The organism is Nocardia arthritidis, assembly GCF_011801145.1.
Taxonomy (GTDB): Bacteria; Actinomycetota; Actinomycetes; order Mycobacteriales; family Mycobacteriaceae; genus Nocardia; species Nocardia arthritidis_A.
This window is the reverse complement of record NZ_CP046172.1, coordinates 8860545-8882690: the sequence shown is the minus strand read 5'-3', so window position 1 is coordinate 8882690 and position 22146 is coordinate 8860545. Positions and strand designations below refer to the sequence as shown.

Below are 22146 nucleotides of genomic sequence, written 5' to 3'. Positions count from 1 at the left end.
CGTTTGCTTTTTCACCCGGCTCACGATTCGTGCCGCCCGCCCGCGCTGTCCGGCCCCTCGGCCAGCAGATCGCGGATCTGGATCAGCACCTCCGAATCGGTAAGCGCCGCATCCTCTTTCGAACCGAAGCGGTTGCGCACATGCATCGCGGGCGCCACCAGCACGAAATACAGTACGGCCGCGATGATTACGAAGTTGATCAGCGCGGTGATGATCGGACCGACCTGTACGAAGGTCGCCGGTTTGTCGGCGACGAGCCGGAAGCCGAGCCCTAGCGAATCGGTGCCGCCGAAGACCGCGAGTATCGGGTTGATGATGCCGTTGGTGAACGCGGTGACGATGGCGACGAACGCGGTGCCGATGACCACCGCGACCGCCAGGTCGACGACGTTGCCGCGAAACAGGAAATCCTTGAAACCCTTGAGCATTGCCGATATCTCCTCTGTCGATGGAGCTGGCGGTCCCGCTTGCCGTATTTCGGTGTGATGCTAGACGACCACCAGGGCAAATAGATGGTGAACGCTAGCCGGTCGCTAGCTGTTGTTATCTCGAGATCAGTGGAAGACGACCGTCAACGCGGTGTGCAGCGAGGCGGCCGCGACCGCCGTCGCGCGCGGTGCGTCCAACGCGACCAGCACCACCCGTTCGGGCGAGCCGCGCCCGCGGGCATCGCCCGCCGCGACGAGCACCACCGCGGCATCGGTGGCAAGGGTGCGCGCCGGGCGGGCACCCTGACCGGACTGCTCATCGGCGCCGACGACATCGACCCGGTCGCCCGCCCGCAGGATTTCGGCAACGGCGTTGTCCGCCAAGCGAATCGGTACGATCCGAGCATCGCGCGCACCGCTCGCCGCGGCGGCGAGGCGCGGGCCGACGGTGCGCAGATCGGTGAATACCTCACCGGTGCGCATCGCGCCGGTGAGCGTCGCGCCGATCAGCGGTTGCCGGTCGCGGACCGCGCCGCCCGGCAGCGATTTCGCCGGGTAGGCCGAGATGCGGAGATCACCGGGTTCGATGAGTCGGCCGGGCGCCAGATCGCGGGCGGCGATCACCGCCTCGGTGCGTTCGGCGGACGGATCGCCGCGGACGAACAGCATCAGCGCCAGCAGTGCTAGAACGGCGGCCGCGATGCGCCGGGCGAGCAGGGCATCCGCCCATGGTGGCCGATGCCACAGCGGCAGGCCGCGGCCGAGGTCGGCGAGCGATCGAGTCATGGCCGAATCGTATGACCGGCCGCCCATCGGATCGCCCGGGAAAACCGGGGCCTGTGGATAACGAGAAGGCTGTGGATAACCCGGAAATCAGCTGGCCACGGCCGCGGGCGCGGGAGTGGAAGCGGCCGAGGAGGCGCTGGAATCGGATTTTCCGGAGTCGGACTTGGCGGCGCCGTTCGACTCGGATTTGGCCGGTTCGCTGGCCGTGGAGGTACCACCCCGGCTGTCGGTGCGGTAGAACCCGCTGCCCTTGAAAACGATGCCGACCGAGTTGAACAGCTTGCGCAACTTCCCGGAGCACTCCGAGCAGACGCTCAGCGCCTCGTCGGAGAAGGACTGAACGATGTCGAAGCGGTTGTCACACTGGGTGCACGCGTACGAGTAAGTAGGCACTTCGGTTCCTCCGCTGGGTCGTCGATCTAGCACTCTACAGCCGACAGTGCCAACACCGCCAATCGGATTTTCATTCCGCGGCCGTCGTGTCCCCTTGATCACCATCGCCGAGCCGCAACAAACCGCCGCGCGGGGTGAGCGCCCAGCCCATCCGCAGGTCGTGCGGTTCCTCCGGCAACTTGTCGACGACCTCGTCATCACGCACCACCGCGACCAGGCGCGCGTCCGGACGGGCCGCTGCGAGCGTCCGGTCGTAGTATCCGGCGCCACGGCCGAGCCGCACCCCGCGCCGGTCGACGGCGAGCGCGGGTACCAGGATGAGTTCGGCCCAGCCGACCGCGCTGGCGGGCAGCGTCGCGCCGGTCGGCTCCAACAGCCCGAACTTGGCCCGGCGCAGGCTGTTACGGCCCTCGTACTCCGACCAGAGCAGGGGACCCGGCGCGCCGGTGATCGGTAGCAACACCCGCGCGTGCGCGGCGCGCAGCGCGTCGAGCATCGCCGTCGAACCGGGTTCGTCGCCCACCGGAACATAGGCGCACACCCAACCGCGCGGACGCAGCGCGCGCATGGCCGAAACCAGGCCCATGGCCTCGGCGGCGTGTTCCTCCGGCGTAATCGCCAGCCGTCGAGCCTTGATTTCGATCCGCCATGCATGTTTGTCGGCGTCACCGGGCATCTCCACGGAGATCACCTTAAGCTCACCGGGAAGCCGCGTCGGCGACGCTGAACCCAACGGTGAAATGGATGGATAGGGTACGCACATGACAGCAGGGGCCGATGACGTGAACGTCGAGCAAACCGCGAAACCCGCCGGTGGGTCGTGCTTCCGCACGGCCGTCGTACCCGCGGCCGGGCTCGGGACCCGGTTCCTGCCCGCCACCAAGACGGTGCCCAAGGAACTGCTACCGGTGGTCGACACACCCGGTATCGAACTGGTCGCCTCCGAGGCCGCCGATTCCGGCGCGCAGCGGCTGGTGATCGTCACCTCGCCCGGTAAGGACGGCGTCGTCGCGCACTTCGTCGAGGATCTGGTGCTCGAGGGCACGCTCGCCGAGCGCGGCAAATTCCAGCTGCTGGAAAAGGTGCGCAAAGCGCCCGCGCTGCTCGACGTCGCGTCGGTGGTGCAGGAGGAGCCGCTCGGGCTCGGACACGCGGTCGCGCAGGTCGAGCCGGTGCTCGATCCCGACGAGGACGCCATCGCGGTGCTGCTACCCGACGACCTGGTGCTGCCGTGCGGCGTACTGGACGTGATGAGCCGGGTGCGGCGCAAGCGCGGCGGATCGGTGCTGTGTGCGATCGACGTGCCCAAGGATCAGGTCAGCGCGTACGGCGTTTTCGACGTCGCGCCGGTGCCGGATGCGGTGAACCCGAATGTGTTGCGGGTCAACGGAATGGTGGAGAAGCCCGCCCTGGCCGACGCGCCGTCCACCTTCGCCGCGGCGGGCCGATATCTGTTGGACCGCGCCATCTTCGACGCGCTGCGCCGCATCGAGCCGGGCGCGGGTGGCGAACTGCAGCTCACCGACGCCATCGCGCTGCTCATCGAGGAAGGGCATCCGGTGCATGTGGTGGTGCACCGTGGGTCGCGCCATGATTTGGGCAACCCGGGCGGTTATCTTCGTGCTGCGGTCGATTTCGCTCTGGAACGAGAGGAATACGGCCCCGCTCTGCGGGAGTGGCTGCAGCATCGGCTCGGTCCGGACTGGGATCCGCAGCTGACGGCGACCGACTGACGCCACGCATCGGCTTTCGCCGACGGTGGACCGTCGGGTACGAATGAAGGTTCACCGTCAGGCACCCGCAGGGCGTGCGGACAGGAGTCAGGGAAGGGTTCGATGCGCTCGGTTGAGGATCAGCAGATCAAGGTGACCGCGGCGGCGGTCGCGCCCCGGCCGGTCCGGGTCGCGATCTCCGAAGCGCAGGGTCTGCTGTGCGCCGAGGACGTGGTCACCGAGCGTCCGCTGCCCGGATTCGATCAGGCCGCGATCGACGGTTACGCGGTGCGCAGCGTCGACGTATCCGCGGCGGGTACCGAAATCCGCAACGAGGACGGCGAACTCGTCGACCTGACGCTGCCCGTGGTCGGCGAGGTGAGCGCGGGTTCCCGGCAGCCGATCCGGTTGCAGCCGCGCCAGACCGTTCGGGTCGATACCGGCGCCCCGCTGCCGACGCTCGCGGATGCCGTTCTGCCCCTTGACTTCACCGATGGCGGCCGGGCCAGGATCAAGGTGTACGAGGCGGTGCGCTCCGGGGATTACGTGCGCCGCATCGGCGATGACGTGCAGCCCGGCGATGTCGCGGTGCGCGCGGGCACCATCATCGGCGCGGCCCAGGTCGGTCTGCTCGCCGCCGTCGGGCAGGACAAGGTGCTGGTGCATCCGCGGCCGCGGCTGTCGGTGATCTCGGTGGGCGGTGAGCTGATCGATATCGATCGCACGCCCGGACCGGGTCAGGTCTATGACGTGAATTCCTATGCGCTGGCGGCCGCGGCGCGCGATGCCGGCGCGGATGTGAACCGGGTGGGCATCGTCAGCGCCGATCCGCGCAGGTTGCGCGATGTGATCGAGGGGCAGTTGGTGCGCTCGGAGGTCGTCGTCATCGCGGGCGCGGTCGGCGGTTGGGCCTCCGACCAGGTGCGTGAGGCGCTGGACGGGCTCGGCGAGCTCGAAATCGCCAGGGTCGCCATGCATCCCGGTTCGGTGCAGGGATTCGGGCGGCTCGGCCGCGACGAGGTGCCGACATTCCTGTTGCCGTCGAATCCCGTTGGCGCGCTGGTAGTTTTCGAGGTCATGGTGCGGCCACTGATCCGGATCGCGTTGGGGCGCAGACATCCGATGCGCCGAATCATCCACGCCAGGACCATCACCCCCATCACCTCCATGGCGGGCCGCAAGGGCTATCTGCGCGCGCAGTTGATGCGCGACGAGGCCACCGGCGAATACCTGGTGCAGCCGCTCGGCGGTGGCACGGGCTCCTCCCATCTGCTCGCCACGCTGGCCGAGGCAAACAGTCTGATCGTCATCGACCCGGACGAAACCGAGATCCGCACCGGTGACGAGGTGCGGGTCGCCTTCCTCGCACAGCGTGGCTGAGGCGTGGACATGAACGTCTTCCGGGTCACCCAGCATCCCGGCTGGCCCGCGCGACTCGGCCCGGCCCATGTCGCCGCCGGTCAGGTGACCTTGCGTCCCGTGCGGCTGCGCGACGCCGCGACCTGGAGCCGGATTCGCCTGCGCGACAGGGAACATCTGGAGCCGTGGGAACCCACCGGCCGCGGCACCTGGGAGGCGCGCAACCACGCGTCCAACTGGCCGTCGCTGTGGTCGAGCCTGAAGGCCGAGGCCCGGCGCGGCGCGATGATTCCGCTGGTGATCGAGGTGGACGGGGTGTTCAGCGGGCAGTTGACCATCGGGAACATCGTGCGCGGCGCACTGCGTTCGGCGTGGATCGGGTATTGGGTGGCAAAGGAAGTCGGCGGTCAGGGGGTCGCGACCGCCGCGCTCGCGCTGGGGCTCGACCACTGCTTCGGTCCCGTCGGATTGCACCGGGTGGAGGCCACCGTGCGGCCGGAAAACCTGGCCAGCCAAGCGGTATTGCGCAATGTCGGTTTCCGGGAGGAAGGGCTGCTGCGCCGCTACCTCGACGTGGACGGTGCGTGGCGCGATCACCTGCTGGTCGGCATGACCGTCGAGGAGGTCACCGGCACCGTGCTGGACCGGCTCGTTCGCGAGGGTCGCGCGACCCGGCCGTGACGCGCCCGATTGCCATGGCGCGCCGCGGTTATGGTGGAAATGTGACAGGTGTGGCGCATGTGCACGGCGCGCCTGCCGGAAACTGCCGCCACGCCGAATTAACCTACGGACGTCGGTGGTGCGTCCTGCGCCATCGATGGCGAGCCTGTGAGACGCAACGGGGGCGGAACGCGATAAACGAACAGGCCGTACGGACAATCCAGGCGGGGACGGAGGTGCGGACACGATGCCTAATTCGATCCTGTGGATCGGCCTGGTCGTGCTCTGGGTCTTCGTCCTGTTCCCCATCCTCGCCGACCGGCATCCGAGGATCCGGCAAACCACCGACGCCGCACTGGCCACCCGGGTACTGCACCGCGGCGGCTCCAAACGGCGTGCCAAGAAAGGGCCTGCCGCCGGGCACGAAAGCGACCCGGACTATCGGCCGACCCGAGCGCAGAGAAGGTTTACCCATAGCGATGATGCGGAGGATCGGATGACGACACCGGCCGAAGAGCCCGTCACCGAGGCTGACGACGAAACCGCAGGCGCCGAAACCGGATCGGACACAACCGATTCCCACGAACGCGAGGTGGCCGAACCGGCCGGGAAAGCCGAACACCCCACGGAGACCGACGAATCGGTCGATGATGACGAGGTGGATTCGTTCGTCGACGAACCCGAACCCGCGCGGGCCCGGATACCACCGGCGCGGTCGGCCGCCCCCGCCCGCGTCCGCGACGAGCCCGAAAACTATTCCGGCGAAGACGAATTCGACGAAGACGAATTCGTGCCCAGCCGACGCGGCCGCGGCGGCTTCGACCCCGAAGCCGACGCCATCGCCCGTGCCGCCCGCTACACCTTCCGCCAGCGCGCCGTCCTCGCCCTCATCCTCGCCGCCCTCAGCTGCGGCGGCGTCGCCATCGCCGTCACCCCCCTGCTGTGGTGGGGCTGCGGCGCCGCCACCCTGATCCTCGTCACCTACCTGGCCTACCTGCGCAAACAGGTCCGCATGGAAGAGGACATCCGCCGCCGCCGCGCCGCCCGCCTCAGCCGCGCCCAACAACTCGGCGAAGAACCCGCCCCCCGCCGCGCCGAACACCGCCCACCCGACCTCATGGACCGAGACACCGCCCGAGCCCTACGCCGCCGCTCCGTCCTCCTCGAACCCGACGACGAAGACCCCATGTTCGAACACCTCGACCCCTTCGACCCCGCCACCGCCCGCGCCGTCCGCACCCGCGCCGCAGGCGGCGAAATGCGCCGCGCCGCCGGCGCCTAAGGTTCCTGAAACCGCAGGTAAACAGGTCGATTCGGAATCCGCGGTCATCGCCTGCTACAGTTGCACAGCGCGGTTCCCCGGAGCCGCACGGGGCTATAGCGCAGTTGGTAGCGCGTCTCGTTCGCATCGAGAAGGTCAGGGGTTCGATTCCCCTTAGCTCCACAATCACCGCAGGTGAAGGCCGGTTCCTCGTCAGGGACCGGCTTCTTGCTTTTCCGGATCTTCCAACTAACTCCCAACTAATTCCGTTTCCCACGGCGGATCAGCCCTGCCCGCCGACCGCCCGATCCAGCGCATCTGCGGCGGCCTGGTGCGCCCGCCCGCGAGCCATGTAGTGCCGTTGGGTCATCGCCGGGTCAACGTGCATGAGCACGTCCGCAGTCACCCGCGCCGACAATCCGGCATCGTCCAGAATTGTCGCCACAGCGCCCCGGAAGCTGTGCGCCGTCACGTCCTCCGGAATGCCGAGGGCATCACGTACCCGCTGCCACTCGTGACCGACGTTCTGAGGAATCGCGCAGGGTGTCCGGTCCTCGCTCCGCTGCGGGCGGGCACCCCGGCGCAGAACCAGAGTAGGGGGACCGAATCGAACACCGCATCTCACAATGGTCCACACCAATCCCGAAGTGCTGCCGCGCCCCTCCGGGCCTTGCCACGAAATCTTGTCGCCGAGTACACAACAGCTCACTGCGAGCTGGACCCACTACTCGTCAGGCATAGTCTTCTTCTGCAGGAGTCCGAGCATAAGAACTGTGTGTATTAGCAAGGGTGCAGCGACCTCATTGTCACCCGAATAAAATCCATGCAGCATTAAGTTGCGCATATTCATCCCTCCCGGGTAGCAGAATATGGCATTTAGAAAACGTCGACGAGATTCATCTATGTCATAGTATTTTACAAGCGTACCGATCAATGATCCCAATCCCGGGAACTGGCCGGGAGATTCTTCTCGCTGAAGGCGATAAACCCCGGCATCAGCTTCAATCACCAGACGCCGTACCTGCATCTCTATCCTAGGCATCAGAGCATATGACGCACCCTCATCATCTCCGCACCACGAACGCTGCATCGACCTTATCAGCGGCCGGATAATTTCCCTCGGGATGCCGGGGAAATTTCCGAGGAAGTCGGAAAGTTCTGCGGAACCAGGCATACCGAAACGCTGCGGTATAACCATCCAAGCATCGTCCAGCGGCGTTATGTTCATCCTCAGGAACTGCAACTCACGCTGCACGAGGTCGTACTCAAACTTCTCTTCCGAAGTAGAGGTCTTAAATACAGGGAGACCGTCCGGGCCGGTCACATGAACCGGAAAGAGCGAAGCCAAGGGATGCTGCGCATTTGATTCTGAAACAAATATCCGATTGACCTCAAAATCGCCCGTCAGCGGTCCTGCGCAACCGAACGAGATCAGCGACTTCTGCCAGCTTTCATCGGATATAAAGGTGTCTCGCAACTGCTCCCATTCTTCCCTGAACAGGCTGGTAGCGGCAGAAAAATGCATGAAATCAAGCTGCTCGTTCCTGACAGATTGCAGAGCGACGGCAGCCACATTTCTTAGCGTCGGATATCCCGATTTGTCTGCAAGTTCGAGCGCCCGTTCGCGGCGTACGGAACGCACGATAGGCGAAGACTCGCGCTCAGCTTCTGCGAGATAGGATTCAACACGCCTACTCCATATCTCAGCCCGCTTCTCCTCGGACGGCTTGCGCTGAAGCATGAACTCAAATGCGTGATCATTCCTATTCGCATCCGGCCAACTGTTAGACGCCGTTTCGAGTAATTCGTCGATACGATCCGGACAATCGGGATCTGTGATCGCGTAGCTGAGCGCTCGATAGACTACGCCAGCCAACGGCTCTTCAACCTTCAACACATTGTCGGCGATATCTAGCAGTTTATTTAAAGCTTCCGCGCGCTTGCCATTTTCTCCGATTGCGCGAGACAATCGCAATGCGGCACCTAGATCCATAGCCGAATCAAGTAGACTGGCCCACCCGAGTGCGGAATCAAAATATGCATTTATCGCCGCGAGGCATTGCTCCCTCTTGTCGGCTACCTTGAGCTCAAAGAGAATATGAGAGAACCGAGCCTTAGCGTGAGCCGACTTGACAGCGTTCTGCAAGCCTCGCCAGATTTCTACAATTTCATCGGGTATATCCGACAATTTGGGCGGGTGATAGACCTCTCCGAACATGTGACGCGGCGATAGACTGATGCGATTCCTGCCATTCTCTTCGGTAAACTCGATCTCGTAGCCAAACGCCCAGAAGGCGGCCTTGCTGACCGGCGATGCATCATCAGGAACCTCCCACGGATGCAAGAACCCAAGTTCACTCCGGAGCTCATCAAGGAAAGCGTAGGGACTCTCCATGGCAGCTACCCGATCGATCACGCCAGCGGTCAACAGCACGCCATCGTCCATCGCGCCGTTGTCAACGGCAACCTGGTCCCCGTCCATCAAGCTTTGGCCCCTTCCCAGTGAACTCAGCCGCCGATCCGGTGGCGGGTGTGACGTCAGTCACTCGCTCATCGTTCAGGACGCGCGGAACGTTGCGCCTTCTGCACAGCAGTCCGAAGCAGCGGACGCCATATTGAATGCGCGCTCCGACTGCCGCGAGGCCATATGCGGTGCGCCTTAGCGCAGTCCAGCAGCCGTCCGGTTGCTACCCGATCGACCTACGCGACGTGTCTTGAGAACGACACGCCAAGGGGCACCACACAGCCGTCCAACTAAGTCCCAACAAACCATCCGAACACCTCAAGCAATCGAAGATACGTTCGGTTGTCGAAGATCGTCAATGGTTGACGTATTGGCTGTTCAGGGCATATTTTTCTGCCAGTCGTTGACAGTCAGTGATTGCTCGCGGTAGTAACCCTCGGCGGTACCGAGAAGGTCAGGGTTCGATTCCCCTTAGCTCCACTCGATCGAAGGCGTGTCCTGCTCGCCGGGCACGCCTTCGCTGGTTTCGATCATCGTCGTTTTTTGTGGGGGCCGAGCCCCCACAACCCAGCCGGGGGCGAGCCCGCGGGACCTCCGATTCTGTGGTCGTCTTTTGTGGTGACGTCACCTGCCAAGGTGTTCGGGTTGTGAAGCGTTAGGCCCACTCCAACTCCAACTCCAGCCCGGGCTGGGGTTTTTGCTTTCTCGGGTCGGTCGCTCGGGTTGCACCTGGACGGTGAAGGTTCCCGATCGACTCCATTGCAGAATGCACCGCCACCGTGTGGAGCTGCACATGTTGGCACCCGCGCCATCCGATTGAACCCTCACCGTTATCTGCTCGACCCGCGGTCCGCGCTGGAGCCGGTCGCCTGGCCTGCGGCACATACCCTCCGGCCACCTTTACCCAGCCCGCAATCCGCGCCCCCGCATTCGTTTCATGGCCAGGCACCCTACGGAGCCCCGGTCTTCGCGTCTCGCCGCAATCCGTCCCGGCCATCATCTCGGACGTAGCGACGCGCATCTTTGCTCGCGATCGCGACCTGCTATCTCGAAATCGCCGTGTTGCCAACGGTTTTGACATCGCATGAATCGATTCCGCCGGGGCCGGTACCGAACCTGCAGCACCAGCCTCGATATCGTTTCGGTGATCAGTGCGGCGGTGTTGGGTCCGTGTTGGACAGGATGGCCAGGGCTGCCTCGCCTTGGACGCGATGTCGGCGTGGCAGTGCGCGCCAAGCGGAGTGCTCGGGTACGAGATGGGTTGCGAGCATGGAGATTCGACGTCGATCGGAGCCGGCGAAGTCGTCACGCTCTGTGAACGGATCCGCTATGCAGGCCAGCAGCGCGGCTGCGTCGTAAAGGTGTCGATCCCGGTCGCGGGAATCTGTCGTGTAGGCCGCGGCTTTGAGGATCAGGGCACCGAATGGGCGCGGCACGGAGATGTTTGCGACTGTTCCCGACGCGATTTCGATGCGTGCGTTGATGGTTCGGCGCAGCGCCTGGGTTCCGCCTTCGACGCGAACCATTTCGCGGCCGCGGAGTCGTTCGATGACCTTCGGTGCCGGGTGGTCGGCAATGAGCACATCGACGTGCTCCTCCGCCTGGGCACCCGCGACAAGGTCTACGGTTGTCGTCCCGCGAACGAACCGGTGAGCGGTGTTGTTGCGTGGATCGATGGACGGCTGCAGTTGATATCCGAGGCTTTCGAGCGCGGACGCCGAGGCGGCCGGGATTCCACGCTGGGTCTCGATATGTAGCACGATATCGACGTCGTTGGTCGGGCGAACGATGCCGATTCCGTAGTGGATGGTGTGTAACTGGGTCATAAGCCCGCCGACCAGGGTCCAGTGATCGCGTGGGAGTACGTCGGCAAGTTCGGCAACATTGGGCCAGGGCGGTGGCCAGCCGCCGGGCGGAGAGTCGACGTTGATTGTCGGCCGCTGTCGTTGATCACTCATCGATAGTTCTCCAGTATCTCGCTGAGGGCGCGTTGCCCGACTCCCCGGATCCGCGGATCAAGTGAGGTCGCGGAGTCCAGTGCCGCGACGACGCCGGCGGAAATGAGTGTGTCGACCTGGTCGATGTCGAAGCTGGTGACACGTAGGGTGACGTTGCTGGAGGCGTTCTCTCGGAGTCCGAAAGTTCGGATGGTGTTGTCGAGTTCTTGTGTGGCGATGTAGCCATCGAGGTGGCCGTCCTCGATGTCGACGATGCCGAGAGCACCCAAGTTGGGCTGCAGGATGGTCGTACCGAGCCGAGTCAGGGCTGCGCGGTGGGCCGTGAATAGTCGAATACGCGCACGATCTCGGACCCGTGCGACCAGCTCGGTCGGATCCGTCAGTTCGCGAAGCGTACGCCGGACCCGGGAAGTCTGCGTCGGCCCAAGCCAGCCGGCCTCCTCGCCGGAAAGAAGGGCGATCGCCCCCCATGCCGTGTATTCCGCCCATGCGCGGGTGCGACCTCGGCGCTGCGACATAAGGTAGCGATCCATCGAGTCGCGCTCGAGCAGTCCTCTGGCGACCCTTGTCAGGCTTCCGGCGTCCGCGAGGCGACGAACCTGCCGAACGGAAACGCCGAGTGTTGTCGCAGCCGCCTCGAGGCTGACGAAGTCACCTTCAGCCATGACAGATAATGTCCCATTCCGGACCTATTCTGTAAAGTTCATCGGACTCGCACCGGCTCAGGTGATTGGCTGCGTGCATTCCGGGCCGGGTGCTCGGGTGTTGTTCGGTGGGTTGAGGTCATCGGCGGCGTGGGCGGCGGCGGCGTTGTAGGCCGGGGTGGACTCCTGGGGGAGGTTGGCGTGGGCGGCTATGCGGTGGAGTAGGGGGAGGAGGGTGGTTCGTTCGGTCTTGTTGAGGGGGGCGAGGATTTCCGATTCGAGGGCGTCGGCTTCGGATTGGATTGTCTCGAGCATTTCGCGGGCGTGGGTGGTGAGATGGACGGCGTGGGCGCGGCGGTCTGCCGGGTGTGGGCGGCGGGTTACCAGGGCTCGTTCCTCTAGTTCGTCGACCAGTCCGACCATTGCGTTGCGGTGGACGCGCAGCAGGTCCGCGAGTTCCTGTTGGCTGCGGCCATCCGCGGCGGCCAGGTGGCCCAGCACTGCGAAGTGGGCTGGGTCGAGATCCAGCCGCGCTAGCTGCTCGGTCAGCCGATACGACACGTGATAACCGATCTGCGACAACAGGAATGCTGCGCGTGAGTCCAGCGGGCGGGTCACCATGACCTCACACTAGCAACTCAAAGTGATTGCCAGGTAGCAGTATTGACATCTAATGAGATTGTCATTTAACTGTGCAATATGACGAACTCAACCAGCGCCGCCGTTCCCAACACCCCGGTTGTCCCTGACGTCGATGTCCCGGTCACAGTGATCAACACGATGTCGGTGCCCGCGGCACAGCGGGACCTGTTTCTGCAGCGGTGGCGCGATAGCGCCCAGTACATGGCGGCCGCGCCCGGTTTCCGCCGGACCCGGATGTTCCAGGCGGTCGGAGAGGCGGCCGAGGCGGTTTTCGTCAACGTGGGGGACTGGGATAGCGGTACCTCCCTGCGCAACGCCCTCGGCACTCCGGAATGGCGTGAGTTGACGCTGCGGATTCAGAACGATCTCGACCTCACCGCGCGACCGATGATCTACCACCTCGCCCTCGAATTGGCGCCCGGCGACGTGCTTTCCCGGTGACCGCCGACTCGAAGATTCAACGCCCGGCCGACCCGCACGAAGCCGGGCACTACCCCTCGGCAGGGCCAGTTCCCTTGCCGGACAACAGCAACGGCACCGGAGAACAACCATGTCGCGCAAGAACCTCAACACCGTCCTGGCCACGGCCGTCGTCCTTTTCACCTTCTACCTCGGGATCTCTTTCGTCCTGACCCCCGCGACGTCCGCGCCCGGCTTCGGCCTGCCGCACTGGCCCGCCGGCGACGGCGGCGGCTTTCTCATCGTGAAGGGCAGCCGCGAACTCGCGATGGGCCTGGGCATGGGCATCCTGCTGGTGACCGGCCACCGCCGCGCCCTCAGTTGGGTTCTGCTGACGGTGGACGTCGCCCCGTTCGGCGACATGATCAACGTCCTGGCCCACCACGGCTCCATGGCCACCGCATTCGGTGTACACGGCTTGACATGCGCGTTGATCGCGGTCACGGGCCTGCTGATCCTCCGCGAAACCAGCGAGGCGCCCGCGCCGCAGACCGCTCCGGTGCTCGCCGCGCAGCCCGCCTGATCCCAACGACCGCAACATATTTCACGAACGAGGACTCGATGAAACAGCTCTACTGGGCCGCCGTCGCCTACACCGCATTGGGACTGCCGTCGGGCCTGTTCTACCGCGAACTCACCAAGGCTCACGAATTCACCGGCAAAACCGAACTCGCCGTGGTCCATACGCATCTGCTGGCGCTGGGAACGCTGTTCTTCCTGATCGTCCTGGTGCTCGAACACCAACTCGCCCTGTCGAATACCCGCGCCTATCGCTGGTTCTTCGCCGTCTACAACGTCGCTGTCCTTTGGACGGTTTCGTGCATGACGATCATCGGTGCCCGAACCGTCCTCGGGTACGGCGAATCCTCGCCCCTATCGCACCTGGCCGGCGGCGGTCACATCCTGCTGACCATCGGATTCGTGCTGTTCTTCCTCACCGTGTACCAGGCCATCACAGCCCGCCGCGATGAGGTGGTTCCCGCCTGAGTATCGCGAATCCCTCCAAGAGAGCGTCGGATCCACCGTGAATCCGACGCTCTCGGGATTTCGCGTCGCCGACGGCCTGGCTCTGCCGGATGGCGTTGATTACGTCGCTGACGAGGAACGCTCACCGGCCAGGCTGATTGTCGTCTCCCCTCCAGTCGGCATTCTCGCGAGTGGCCGGTGAGCTGTTCACTTTCGCCGCTGTCCGAAGTACGAGCAAAACGTCGTTGTGCTACTCAATGTGCCGGATAACGCAAGCATGAAAGTATCATGACATCCGGGTTTATGGTCGTGAATGATTTGTGAGCATGTAATGATAGTTGTGGGTACCCGGTGGATCTTGGTGGGCCGACGAGGGAGAGGGAGATCGGCGGGCATGGGTTGCATAGGGTTCGCCTCGTGGTGACGCGGGATCTGCAGGAGCGCTTCGGCCGGATCGTGGCCGACCGGCGTGAGGAGCTCGGGCTGACGCGGTCGCAGGTGCGTGCCGCCGGGGGGCCTTCCGTTTCGACGATGGCTCGGGTCGAGAATCCGGTGCCTGGTACCGCGCCGCCGAGTCCGAACACGTTGAAGCAGCTCGATATTGCGTTCGGGTGGGTGAAAGGCAGTGCGGCGAGGGTGCTTTGGGGTGGCGACTCGATCGAAATGGAGGATCGAGCGTCGAATGGTCGGCCTCTCATGGGCCGCGGGAAGGACCCGCTGAGCTTCCGTGTGGTGGAGGTCGACATCGACTTGGTGGACACCCTCATCGCGGCGGCCGATCGCTGCTTTCAGCTCTTCGAGCGATCGGATCTTCCTGCGGTGGTTCAGGAGTCGGCGCGGGCGGTCAAGGAGGAACTCGGTGTGGCCGTCGGCAGGCTTGCCGCCGCGCAGGCGACCGAGGTGCTGGAGCGAGCAGGCGGGCCGGGTCACGAACTTCCCAAGAGCATCGAACGCCTCATCGGTGCGCTGTTGGCGACGCCGCCGACCGCGACCGGAATCGAGCGGGAGAACCAGCAGTATCGGCGGTGGCTCGCCGGCGTCGCAACGGATCTGGATCCTGCTCTGGAAGCGACCTTCACCAGGCGGTGGCGGTCTAAGCTGGACCGGATCAGCCTGACCGAGGGAGAAGGCCGGTGAGCCGGAGCAGCAGCCGCGTTGTGCCATTGGAAGATCGGGTGAACATACTTTTCGCGACGGTCGTCGACAGCAATGGCGTCGAGGTTGCCACGGCGACTGTGGCGCAAGCACTTTCGGTATCGGAAGCGGATATCGATGCGCTGCGGCGGCCGGGTGCGCACCGGCCGGACGAGCACCTGCTCACGGCGTTGGCTCGCTACTTCGATATGCCGGGGAACTTCCTTTCCGACGACCCCGACGAGTACCACAGTCCATACCGTCAGCTGAGTCTGCTGATCGCGCAGCGGGACAAGCGAATTCCCTTCGTCGCCTTGCGGCCGAGCGCGGACCATCTGGGTGACGACGCATTACAGGAGTTGACGAACTACCTTGAGTCCCTCGGCCAGTGATGATGTAGATCAGGATCGCCTTGTCGCGGAGCGGGCTATCGCGAGTTTCACCTTGCGTCGTCCGTGGTCGATTCAACGCTTTGTGGAGGAACTGAGCCTTCAGCGCGACCGGCCCATCGAAATCGTCGAAGGACTAGGCGAATACGAGAGCATCGACTTCTCCGGCATCTGGATCCCGTTGCCCGAGAAGGACATCATCCGGCATCGGGCCGGGGTGGCCACGGTCGAACGGGACGGCATCATCGCACATGAGCTCGGGCATATAGTGCTCGGCCACGAGGTCTCGGCCGAGGAACGGCTCGAGTATTTCACCCGTACCGCACCGGCGATCCCGACGGCGGTGGTCGCCCGGCTCTTGGCGCAGCAGGCGTGTCTACGTTCCAATTTCGATCTGCCATTGGAGCGCCAGGCGGAATGGTTCGCCACCTTGCTGATGGAAGCCGCCGAATCCCTCAGTCGCCCTTTGTTTCCCGACAAGAACCTCACGCCTCGGCGACGTCTGATGCTGGAACGTGCCGCCGCTACCTTCGGATGGGCGATGTGAAAATTGCGATCTCCGCACTCATACCTATCTTTCTGCTCGTACTTGCTGCCGAACGCATCCGGTCCGGCGGCCGAGCCGGGCCGGGCCGGTCGACGGGAATCCGGAATCCGTTCACTCAGATCTTGTTGACCCTGGGTTTGGCGAAACTATGCCGAGTCCCGTACATCACCGACGATGTGCTCAGCCCGGCACTGCAAAGATTGACCGGCGTCACGAACCTGATGACATTGGCCGGGATGACGTTCGGGGCACTTTCGGCCATACCGGTTCTCGCGTTCAGTTCGTATATAACCGGCCGGAACCTGTCCGCGAAGGTTCAGGTTTCGGCGGCCGTCGTGATCATGTCTGCGATGATCGCGACCTACCTTCGCTCGCCGATGGCTCATAAAGCGGTGCCGTTTCTGCAGAACCATTTCGAAGTGACGGGCAAGGTGCTGGCGTTCTGGATAGCGTTCATCGCTCCGCTCACCATCAGCACGCTCGTCGGCTTCGCGTATACCGCCCGTGAACTGTCGTGGGTGCGCCGAGGTCCGTTCGCGCGGGCGCTCGCGGGCGTCGCGACGGCATACTTCCTCGGATTCGCCTACTGTGTCTTCAACGTGGCGAATCTGGCGTTGAAGTATACGAATACGGATTCTTTCTTCTTCCGGCATTCCGAACCCATCGAGAATTCGCTGGGGCTCGCGTCGCTGGCGGCCGCGGGATTCTCGGCCGCGACCTACGCGTGGTACACCCTGCGGGATCGGCTGCGTCGCTATGTGCTGTTGCGACGCCACGGCCGTACTTGGATGGAGGCGCGCAAGTCCAGCCCGGAAGTCGTACTCGACCAGACCTACGAATTCCGGCCGACCCGGCGGGCGTGCTGGAACGCCGCCCGCTCGGCACAGGCCGCGTACCGGCTCCAGATCGAATTGGCCGACCACCGGCACCGAGTGGCGCTGTCGCGGTGACCTCATAGATCGAATACTGTTGGCGGCGAACTGGTTTCGTGCGAATCTCGTCCAGGAGGCGGCGGTGGAAGGATTTGTCGAAGACGGCTTCGAGCCGGTGCGTGATGCGTTCGCGCTCGCGCAGAACGGCGATGAGGGGGCCGCGCAACTTTGCGTGTACAGCGGCGGCGAGGCTGTTGTCGATCTATGGACCGGACAAGATCCGATATCCGGGAAGATATGGGATGGGGATTCGCTGGCGGTGCAGATGTCGGTGTCGAAAGGCGTTACCGCGACCTGCGTGCACATGCTGGTCGAACGGGGGCAGCTCGATATCGATGCCCCCGTGCGGGAGTATTGGCCGGAATTCGCGGCGGGGGGTAAGTCCGACATCACCGTCGCCCAGCTGCTGTCGCATCGGGCGGGCCTGTCGAGCTTCGATCCAGAGGCGGGTATCGGCGTTCAAGAATTGACGGATTGGTCGGCGTGCGTGGCCGCGTTGGAGCCGATGGTTCCGCTGTGGCAGCCGGGAACCGCGATCTACTACCACTCCATCACCTGGGGCTACCTGGCCGGTGAGCTCATCCGGCGGGTCAGTGGCAAGGGCGTCGGCGACTTTCTGGCTGCCGAAATCGCCGAACCGCTCGGGCTGAGCTTATGGATCGGTCTGCCGGAGTCCGAGGAGGATCGGGTGGTCCCGCAGTTCCACCGCGACCGGTGGCCCGGGGCGGCGGAAGTGGAGGCGGCGCTGGCCGGGATGGGGATCGATGTCACGGCGCGCCTGGTTCGCGCGACGCTGGGCACCGTTGCCACCAGGGACGCCGGGATCGAACTGCTGAACACCCGCGCGGGGCACGCGGCAGAAGTACCGGCCGGCAACGCAATTGGCAATGCACGCTCCCTTGCCCGGATGTACGCGGCGACGATCGGCGAGGTCGACGGGGTCCGACTGCTGTCGCCCGACACCGTGGACCGGGCACGGCAACCGCAGACCGATGGGCTGAGCCATCCCGCACCCCTGAACGTACTGCCGGTGACCCATCGCTTCGCCTGCGGCTATGAGCTGACCCGCCCCGTCAGCCCGATGCTCGGCGACGGATCGTTCGGGCACCTGGGCACCGGTGGGCGGCTCGCTTTCGCCCACCCGGAATCGGGTGTCGCGGTCGCCTACAGCTGTACCAACATGACCGGGGATGACAGTGTGGGCCCCGACCCGCGCTGGTTGCCTTGGCTCGCGGCGTTGCGCGAAATCTTCGAAACCCGAAAACCGTTGTGAAAGCGTAGTATTTGAAAACCTGACGGGTTACCCGTCAGGACAGTGCGGCCGGGCGCCTCCCCTTCGCGCCCGGTTCCGCCAGACCGTTACGCCGTGGTCGATTGTTGGGATTGCTGGCTTCCAAGCCAGCGGACCGGTTTGCGCGATGATGACGATGCCGGGGTGTGTCGCAGCGAATATCGTTGCCCGGGCACCGAATACGATGGTGCGACGCTGTCGATTCTGTCGGCGAGCCAACAGGTAGCCGTTGGTGTCCGTGCAGAGTGGGTGATTCGCTCGACGTCGTATGCCGCAGAATCGTTGCCGCGCAAGGTATTCAGCGACGGACTCGGGTTATGGCTTCGAGTCCTGCTGGCTGTGCGTGTATATCAGGTCGCCCAGGGTGCGCAGGGTGTCCTCGTGATCCGGGCCGAGAGTTCGGATTCGTGCGGCGAGTAGCTGCTCGTAATCCTTGATGGCGCCTGCGAAATCGCCGGTGTCCACCCGGCAGGAGGCGAGGTTGCCGAGGGTGCGAAGGGTGTCGGGATGGTCGGGGCCGAGTTGAAGCGCAAGTGGTCTCCGCGCCGTCAGTGGGTGCTGATCGCGGCGGCGTTCGCCGTGAATATCTCGCTGATCGTTGTCGCGTGGAAGTGGGGCAGATAAGGCGCTATCCGGCGGGCTTTCGAGACCGATCAGCGGACGTATCGGGCCACTCGCTGCTCGTACGCCGCGTACGGCAGGAACTGCTCGAATTCCATGTAGCGGGAAAGGTATTCGGCCCAGGACAGGGTGCCGGTTCCGTCGCGCAGCTCGATGAGCGCCGCCTTGACCGCGGTGAAGGCGGCGGTCAGGGCGAGCGAGGTGTGGATGGAGATGTCGACTCCCAATGCCTGCTCGTCCGAGCGTGTTTGGCCGCGGTGTTCGGTAATCATCACCGGCCCTTGAAGTTTCGGTCGGATCTCGCGCAGCATCTCCAGATCGATACCCGCGGGGAAAACGAGGTCGGCGCCCGCGGCGAAGCAGGCGTTGAGCCGGTCCAGGATTTCGTCGGCGGTGCCGCCCGCCCAACCGAGGTCGGTTCGGCCGATGATGACGAAGCCGGGGTCGGTGCGGGCGGCGACCGCCGCCCGGATCTTGCCGACGAGCGTTTCGCGCGACGCGATTCGCGGTGTGACGCGGGCATATTCGTCCTGGCCGAGTGTTCCGGTGTGCTTACCGAGTATGTGATCTTCGATGTGGATCGCCACCGCGCCCGCATCCTCGAAGGCGCGCACCACGCGCCAGATGTTGGCGGCGTTGGACCAGCCGTCCTCGGCGTCGGCGAGCACCGGAATGTCGACGACATCGGCGATGGCCTTGGTCATCCCGACGATCTCCGGCATGGTGACGATGCCGACATCGGGCTGGCCGAGCAGCGTGGCCGACGCCGCGTAGCTGCCGAAATATACTGCGGGAAAGCCGATTTCGGCGATCAGCAGCGCGCTCACCGGATCGTAGGCGCCGGGGATCAGGATCGGGCCGTCCTGCTCGGCGAGCATTTGCCGGAACTGTTTGCGCATACGGGATTTCTTGTCCGTCATCTCGATCTCCTAGGTGTGTGCGGACATCGGTTCGTCGAGAAAATCCGTCAACTCGGCGATGACCTCGGGTGCGGCCTGTTCAGGAACCCAGTGGCCGCAGGGCATCTCGTGGCCGCGCACGTCGGTCGCGTACTCGCGCCAGGCGTCGAGCACCGCGTCACCGTAGAAACCGCCGTAGCCGTCCCGGCCCCAGAGCGCGAGCACCGGACAGGTCACGCGTTTGCCGAGTGCGTGATCGGCGTCGTCGTCCATGAGGTCGGCGCGGCTGCCGGCGCGGAAGTCCTCGCAACCGGCGTGGATCGCGGCCGGATCGGCGAAGCAGCGGATGTATTCGCGAATCGCTGCCTCGTCGAGGCCCCGCGAGTCCGGTCCTGCCGCGAAAGTCATTGCGCTGCGAACCCATTGCTCGGGCATAGCGGCGATCAGCCGCTCGGGCAGCGGATCCTCGACGCCGAGGAAGAACCAGTGGAAGTACTTCTGCGCGACCAGATAGTCGATGTGCCGCAACGTATACCGGTTGGGCAGCACATCGAGCACCGCCAAGGCCGCGACGCTGTCCGCGTAGTCCAAGGCCATGCGATGCGCGACCCGAGCGCCGCGATCGTGGCCGACGACGGCGAATCTTTCGAAGCCGAGTTCGGCCATGACCAGGTAGTTGTCGCGGGCGAGGGTCCGTTTGGCGTATTCGCGATGGGTCGGGCCGCCCGGTGGTTTGGCGCTGCCGTCCTGACCGCGCATATCGGTCAGCACGACCGTATATTTCTCGGCCAGCCGCGGGGCGATCCGATGCCACATCACATGGGTTTGCGGATATCCGTGCAGCATCAGGACGGGCGGTCCGGTACCGGCGGTGGCCAGGTTGATCGCCACATCGCCAGTCGGCACGGTGTGCCGGGTGAAGTGCGGCAGCAGGCCGTCATTCGGCAGTGTCTCCGGCATCGATCCACTCCTCACGAGATGCGATCAATGATCGCGATATGTGATCGATGATCGCATACGGGCAAGCCGCTGGCAATCGAAATCCCGTACGTCGGTCAGAGCTGTGCGGCGATACCCGCGAGCAGGGTGCGCAATCCGAATTCGAACTCGGCCTCGCTGGTCGCCCCGGCGAGCGCGTCGGCGTGGCGGACCACGGCCGGATATTTCGTCGCGGGCAGTGAGCGGTAGAGCTCGGCCAGTTCGGCGCGCGACCGGTCGTCGGCATCGGCGGCCAGATATACCGAGGTGGCACCGATTATGAAGTGGGACAGGCTCATATAGGCCAGCGCCGCTGACTCCGGGGCGAGCCCGGCATCGGTGAATATGGTGAGCCCGATATCTCGCGCGCGCATGGCGTTCGGCCCGAGCGGCTGTCCGGGAACCGCCAGCGGTACCACGGCGGGATGGCGCAGCAGGACATCGCGCAGCGCCGTCGCCATTGCGCGCGCCCGCTGCTGCCAGCTACCGCGCCGGAAACTCGGTGGCGCCGTCTCCGGATGCCCGTCGAACAGTTCGCCGAGCACCGCATCGAAGACCTCGAGCAGCAATTCCCGCTGCGAGCCGACGTGCCGATACAGCGACGAGATGGCCGGGCGGCCGGTCAGCGCGGTCGCCACCCGCCGCATGCTGAATCCGGCCAAGCCCTCGGCGTCCAGCACCTCGACGGCCGTGGCGACGATCTGCTGTCGGGTCAGCCGCGGTGCGGCGTCGGCCGCCAGCCGCTGCTGCCACCATCCGGGTGAGCCGACCTTGCCGGATATATCGCACCTCCGAAATTCGCCGGGCGGATCGGGACGGTGCGACCCTATCGCGGTCGATCGACTATCTGTCAATTCGACGCCGCCGATTCGGCGGATACATTGCGGTGAGCCGATCCCCAGTTGAAACATATTGTCCGCCAGTTGATTTCAACCGCTATACAAGTCGATCATGCGGGAATGCCGAAAGCATCGCTACTGTTCTCCGCTATCGTATTGCTGCTCATCGGATTCGGCCCACCCGCGCGGTCCGCTGATTGGCCCACCCCGGTACCCGTCGTCGCACATGTCGCGACGGCGGATCCGGTCGTATTCATCACGCTCGACGACGGCTGGAATCACGATGCGGCCGCGCAAAAGTTGTTGTTGGACAGGCATATTCCTGCATCGCTATTCCTGTTGCCCGGCGCCTATTCCTACGATGCCGGGTACTTTCACGCGCTGGTCGATCGCGGGCCGTCGCGGGTGGAGAACCACACCATCGACCATCCGGATCTGACGGCGCTGGACGCGGCGGGCCAGCGGGCGCAGCTGTGCGGGGCGCGGGAAAGAGCATTGGCGGAATTCGGGCAGGAGCCGCGGCTGGTCCGGCCGCCGTTCGGCGCGTATAACGACACCACTCGGACGGTTGCCGCGGCCTGCGGTGCCAAGGCCCTCGCGACCTGGACCTATGACTTCACCACCTGGGGCGGCGCGACCCCGCCGACGCCGGTGCTGCGGCCGGGCGACATCGTGCTGCTGCATTTCAACGACACCGTGCTCGCCGATCTGACCAGGGCGCTGGCGGCCGTCGATGCGGCCGGGCTGCGGCCCGCGCCCCTGCGGGACTACATCCCCGACTGAG

25 protein-coding genes, 1 tRNA gene and 1 pseudogene are annotated in these 22146 nt (G+C 64.8%); 14 read left to right on the top strand and 13 right to left on the bottom strand.

Annotation, left to right across the window (positions count from 1 at the left end):
* Positions 1-20: 20 nt before the first annotated feature.
* From mscL to F5544_RS40315, 4 genes are all read right to left on the bottom strand, one after another.
* On the bottom strand, positions 21-428 hold the full coding sequence (gene mscL / locus F5544_RS40330) for a large conductance mechanosensitive channel protein MscL (RefSeq protein ID WP_167478004.1): 408 nt from the start codon (positions 426-428) through the stop codon (positions 21-23).
* A 126-nt stretch (positions 429-554) separates the two neighbouring features.
* On the bottom strand, positions 555-1214 hold the full coding sequence (locus F5544_RS40325; RefSeq protein WP_167478003.1) for an SAF domain-containing protein: 660 nt from the start codon (positions 1212-1214) through the stop codon (positions 555-557).
* An 87-nt stretch (positions 1215-1301) separates the two neighbouring features.
* Positions 1302-1607, bottom strand: a complete 306-nt coding sequence (locus tag F5544_RS40320) for an FmdB family zinc ribbon protein (RefSeq protein ID WP_167478002.1) — start codon at positions 1605-1607, stop codon at positions 1302-1304.
* Between the two features lie 70 nt (positions 1608-1677).
* Positions 1678-2283, bottom strand: a complete 606-nt coding sequence (locus F5544_RS40315) for a 5-formyltetrahydrofolate cyclo-ligase (protein WP_167479827.1) — start codon at positions 2281-2283, stop codon at positions 1678-1680.
* A gap of 85 nt (positions 2284-2368) precedes the next feature.
* Here F5544_RS40315 and F5544_RS40310 point away from each other — a divergent pair, with 85 nt between their 5' ends.
* The 5 genes from F5544_RS40310 to F5544_RS40290 all read left to right on the top strand — a co-directional run bounded on the left by F5544_RS40310 (position 2369) and on the right by F5544_RS40290 (position 6782).
* A complete protein-coding gene (locus F5544_RS40310; RefSeq protein ID WP_238846915.1) occupies positions 2369-3340 on the top strand; it encodes a UTP--glucose-1-phosphate uridylyltransferase in 972 nt (323 codons plus the stop codon).
* 102 nt (positions 3341-3442) lie between these two features.
* Complete coding sequence (glp, locus tag F5544_RS40305) at positions 3443-4699, top strand: molybdotransferase-like divisome protein Glp (RefSeq protein ID WP_167478001.1); 1257 nt, start codon at positions 3443-3445, stop codon at positions 4697-4699.
* A gap of 9 nt (positions 4700-4708) precedes the next feature.
* Entirely contained in the window at positions 4709-5359 is a 651-nt protein-coding gene (locus F5544_RS40300; protein ID WP_167478000.1) for a GNAT family N-acetyltransferase, read from the top strand.
* 226 nt (positions 5360-5585) lie between these two features.
* Entirely contained in the window at positions 5586-6620 is a 1035-nt protein-coding gene (gene sepX, locus F5544_RS40295) for a divisome protein SepX/GlpR (RefSeq protein WP_167477999.1), read from the top strand.
* Between the two features lie 89 nt (positions 6621-6709).
* A tRNA-Ala gene (locus tag F5544_RS40290) sits at positions 6710-6782 on the top strand.
* A 100-nt stretch (positions 6783-6882) separates the two neighbouring features.
* On the opposite strand, the pseudogene F5544_RS40285 reads toward F5544_RS40290, so the two are convergent.
* The 5 genes and pseudogenes from F5544_RS40285 to F5544_RS47240 all read right to left on the bottom strand — a co-directional run.
* A pseudogene (locus F5544_RS40285) lies at positions 6883-7158 on the bottom strand (tyrosine-type recombinase/integrase); the annotation flags it as partial.
* Positions 7159-7323: 165 nt separating this feature from the next.
* The gene (locus tag F5544_RS40280; protein ID WP_167477998.1) at positions 7324-9081 is read right to left on the bottom strand and encodes a DUF4209 domain-containing protein; all 1758 of its coding nucleotides are present in this window, start codon (positions 9079-9081) and stop codon (positions 7324-7326) included.
* Positions 9082-10211: 1130 nt separating this feature from the next.
* Entirely contained in the window at positions 10212-11021 is an 810-nt protein-coding gene (locus F5544_RS40275) for a nucleotidyl transferase AbiEii/AbiGii toxin family protein (RefSeq protein ID WP_167477997.1), read from the bottom strand.
* Positions 11018-11686, bottom strand: a complete 669-nt coding sequence (locus tag F5544_RS40270; RefSeq protein WP_167477996.1) for a type IV toxin-antitoxin system AbiEi family antitoxin domain-containing protein — start codon at positions 11684-11686, stop codon at positions 11018-11020. Before F5544_RS40270 ends, F5544_RS40275 begins: the two co-directional genes overlap by 4 nt.
* A gap of 57 nt (positions 11687-11743) precedes the next feature.
* Positions 11744-12286, bottom strand: a complete 543-nt coding sequence (locus tag F5544_RS47240) for a MarR family winged helix-turn-helix transcriptional regulator (RefSeq protein ID WP_275106997.1) — start codon at positions 12284-12286, stop codon at positions 11744-11746.
* 78 nt (positions 12287-12364) lie between these two features.
* On the opposite strand from F5544_RS47240, the gene F5544_RS40260 reads away from it, so the two are divergent.
* The 8 genes from F5544_RS40260 (at position 12365) to F5544_RS40230 (ending at position 18007) form a co-directional block, all read left to right on the top strand.
* Positions 12365-12748: an antibiotic biosynthesis monooxygenase family protein gene (locus F5544_RS40260; protein WP_167477995.1), complete on the top strand. Its 384-nt coding sequence runs from the start codon at positions 12365-12367 to the stop codon at positions 12746-12748.
* A 109-nt stretch (positions 12749-12857) separates the two neighbouring features.
* Positions 12858-13289, top strand: a complete 432-nt coding sequence (locus F5544_RS40255) for a DUF4267 domain-containing protein (protein WP_167477994.1) — start codon at positions 12858-12860, stop codon at positions 13287-13289.
* Between the two features lie 38 nt (positions 13290-13327).
* Positions 13328-13753, top strand: coding sequence for a DUF2871 domain-containing protein (locus F5544_RS40250; RefSeq protein ID WP_167477993.1), 426 nt, complete (start codon positions 13328-13330; stop codon positions 13751-13753).
* A 396-nt stretch (positions 13754-14149) separates the two neighbouring features.
* Positions 14150-14869: a helix-turn-helix domain-containing protein gene (locus tag F5544_RS40245; RefSeq protein ID WP_167477992.1), complete on the top strand. Its 720-nt coding sequence runs from the start codon at positions 14150-14152 to the stop codon at positions 14867-14869.
* Between the two features lie 38 nt (positions 14870-14907).
* On the top strand, positions 14908-15258 hold the full coding sequence (locus F5544_RS40240) for a hypothetical protein (RefSeq protein ID WP_167477991.1): 351 nt from the start codon (positions 14908-14910) through the stop codon (positions 15256-15258).
* On the top strand, positions 15239-15802 hold the full coding sequence (locus F5544_RS40235) for a hypothetical protein (RefSeq protein ID WP_167477990.1): 564 nt from the start codon (positions 15239-15241) through the stop codon (positions 15800-15802). Before F5544_RS40240 ends, F5544_RS40235 begins: the two co-directional genes overlap by 20 nt.
* Entirely contained in the window at positions 15799-16752 is a 954-nt protein-coding gene (locus F5544_RS46095; protein ID WP_203217460.1) for a hypothetical protein, read from the top strand. The genes F5544_RS40235 and F5544_RS46095 overlap by 4 nt, the downstream gene beginning before the upstream one ends.
* Before the next feature lie 64 nt (positions 16753-16816).
* On the top strand, positions 16817-18007 hold the full coding sequence (locus F5544_RS40230) for a serine hydrolase domain-containing protein (protein ID WP_203217459.1): 1191 nt from the start codon (positions 16817-16819) through the stop codon (positions 18005-18007).
* A gap of 333 nt (positions 18008-18340) precedes the next feature.
* On the opposite strand, the gene F5544_RS47235 is transcribed toward F5544_RS40230, so the two are convergent.
* The 4 genes from F5544_RS47235 to F5544_RS40215 form a co-directional block, all read right to left on the bottom strand.
* Positions 18341-18577, bottom strand: coding sequence for a tetratricopeptide repeat protein (locus tag F5544_RS47235; RefSeq protein WP_275107073.1), 237 nt, complete (start codon positions 18575-18577; stop codon positions 18341-18343).
* A gap of 101 nt (positions 18578-18678) precedes the next feature.
* On the bottom strand, positions 18679-19566 hold the full coding sequence (locus F5544_RS46085) for an isocitrate lyase/PEP mutase family protein (protein WP_203217457.1): 888 nt from the start codon (positions 19564-19566) through the stop codon (positions 18679-18681).
* 9 nt (positions 19567-19575) lie between these two features.
* The gene (locus F5544_RS40220) at positions 19576-20505 is read right to left on the bottom strand and encodes an alpha/beta fold hydrolase (protein WP_167477988.1); all 930 of its coding nucleotides are present in this window, start codon (positions 20503-20505) and stop codon (positions 19576-19578) included.
* 95 nt (positions 20506-20600) lie between these two features.
* Positions 20601-21377, bottom strand: a complete 777-nt coding sequence (locus F5544_RS40215; protein ID WP_167477987.1) for a TetR/AcrR family transcriptional regulator — start codon at positions 21375-21377, stop codon at positions 20601-20603.
* A gap of 105 nt (positions 21378-21482) precedes the next feature.
* Here F5544_RS40215 and F5544_RS40210 point away from each other — a divergent pair, with 105 nt between their 5' ends.
* A complete protein-coding gene (locus F5544_RS40210; protein ID WP_167477986.1) occupies positions 21483-22145 on the top strand; it encodes a polysaccharide deacetylase family protein in 663 nt (220 codons plus the stop codon).
* The last annotated feature ends 1 nt before the right edge of the window (position 22146 follow it).

What these genes read in the sequence shown, in the direction of transcription:
- mscL (WP_167478004.1), bottom strand. Translation starts at nt 428, where the DNA reads ATGCTCAAGGGTTTCAAGGATTTCCTGTTTCGCGGCAACGTCGTCGAC.
- F5544_RS40325 (WP_167478003.1), bottom strand. Translation starts at nt 1,214, where the DNA reads ATGACTCGATCGCTCGCCGACCTCGGCCGCGGCCTGCCGCTGTGGCAT.
- F5544_RS40315 (WP_167479827.1), bottom strand. Translation starts at nt 2,283, where the DNA reads ATGCCCGGTGACGCCGACAAACATGCATGGCGGATCGAAATCAAGGCT.
- F5544_RS40310 (WP_238846915.1), top strand. Translation starts at nt 2,369, where the DNA reads ATGACAGCAGGGGCCGATGACGTGAACGTCGAGCAAACCGCGAAACCC.
- glp (WP_167478001.1), top strand. Translation starts at nt 3,443, where the DNA reads ATGCGCTCGGTTGAGGATCAGCAGATCAAGGTGACCGCGGCGGCGGTC.
- F5544_RS40300 (WP_167478000.1), top strand. Translation starts at nt 4,709, where the DNA reads ATGAACGTCTTCCGGGTCACCCAGCATCCCGGCTGGCCCGCGCGACTC.
- sepX (WP_167477999.1), top strand. Translation starts at nt 5,586, where the DNA reads ATGCCTAATTCGATCCTGTGGATCGGCCTGGTCGTGCTCTGGGTCTTC.
- F5544_RS40280 (WP_167477998.1), bottom strand. Translation starts at nt 9,081, where the DNA reads ATGGACGGGGACCAGGTTGCCGTTGACAACGGCGCGATGGACGATGGC.
- F5544_RS40275 (WP_167477997.1), bottom strand. Translation starts at nt 11,021, where the DNA reads ATGAGTGATCAACGACAGCGGCCGACAATCAACGTCGACTCTCCGCCC.
- F5544_RS40270 (WP_167477996.1), bottom strand. Translation starts at nt 11,686, where the DNA reads ATGGCTGAAGGTGACTTCGTCAGCCTCGAGGCGGCTGCGACAACACTC.
- F5544_RS47240 (WP_275106997.1), bottom strand. Translation starts at nt 12,286, where the DNA reads ATGGTGACCCGCCCGCTGGACTCACGCGCAGCATTCCTGTTGTCGCAG.
- F5544_RS40260 (WP_167477995.1), top strand. Translation starts at nt 12,365, where the DNA reads ATGACGAACTCAACCAGCGCCGCCGTTCCCAACACCCCGGTTGTCCCT.
- F5544_RS40255 (WP_167477994.1), top strand. Translation starts at nt 12,858, where the DNA reads ATGTCGCGCAAGAACCTCAACACCGTCCTGGCCACGGCCGTCGTCCTT.
- F5544_RS40250 (WP_167477993.1), top strand. Translation starts at nt 13,328, where the DNA reads ATGAAACAGCTCTACTGGGCCGCCGTCGCCTACACCGCATTGGGACTG.
- F5544_RS46085 (WP_203217457.1), bottom strand. Translation starts at nt 19,566, where the DNA reads ATGACGGACAAGAAATCCCGTATGCGCAAACAGTTCCGGCAAATGCTC.
- F5544_RS40220 (WP_167477988.1), bottom strand. Translation starts at nt 20,505, where the DNA reads ATGCCGGAGACACTGCCGAATGACGGCCTGCTGCCGCACTTCACCCGG.
- F5544_RS40210 (WP_167477986.1), top strand. Translation starts at nt 21,483, where the DNA reads ATGCCGAAAGCATCGCTACTGTTCTCCGCTATCGTATTGCTGCTCATC.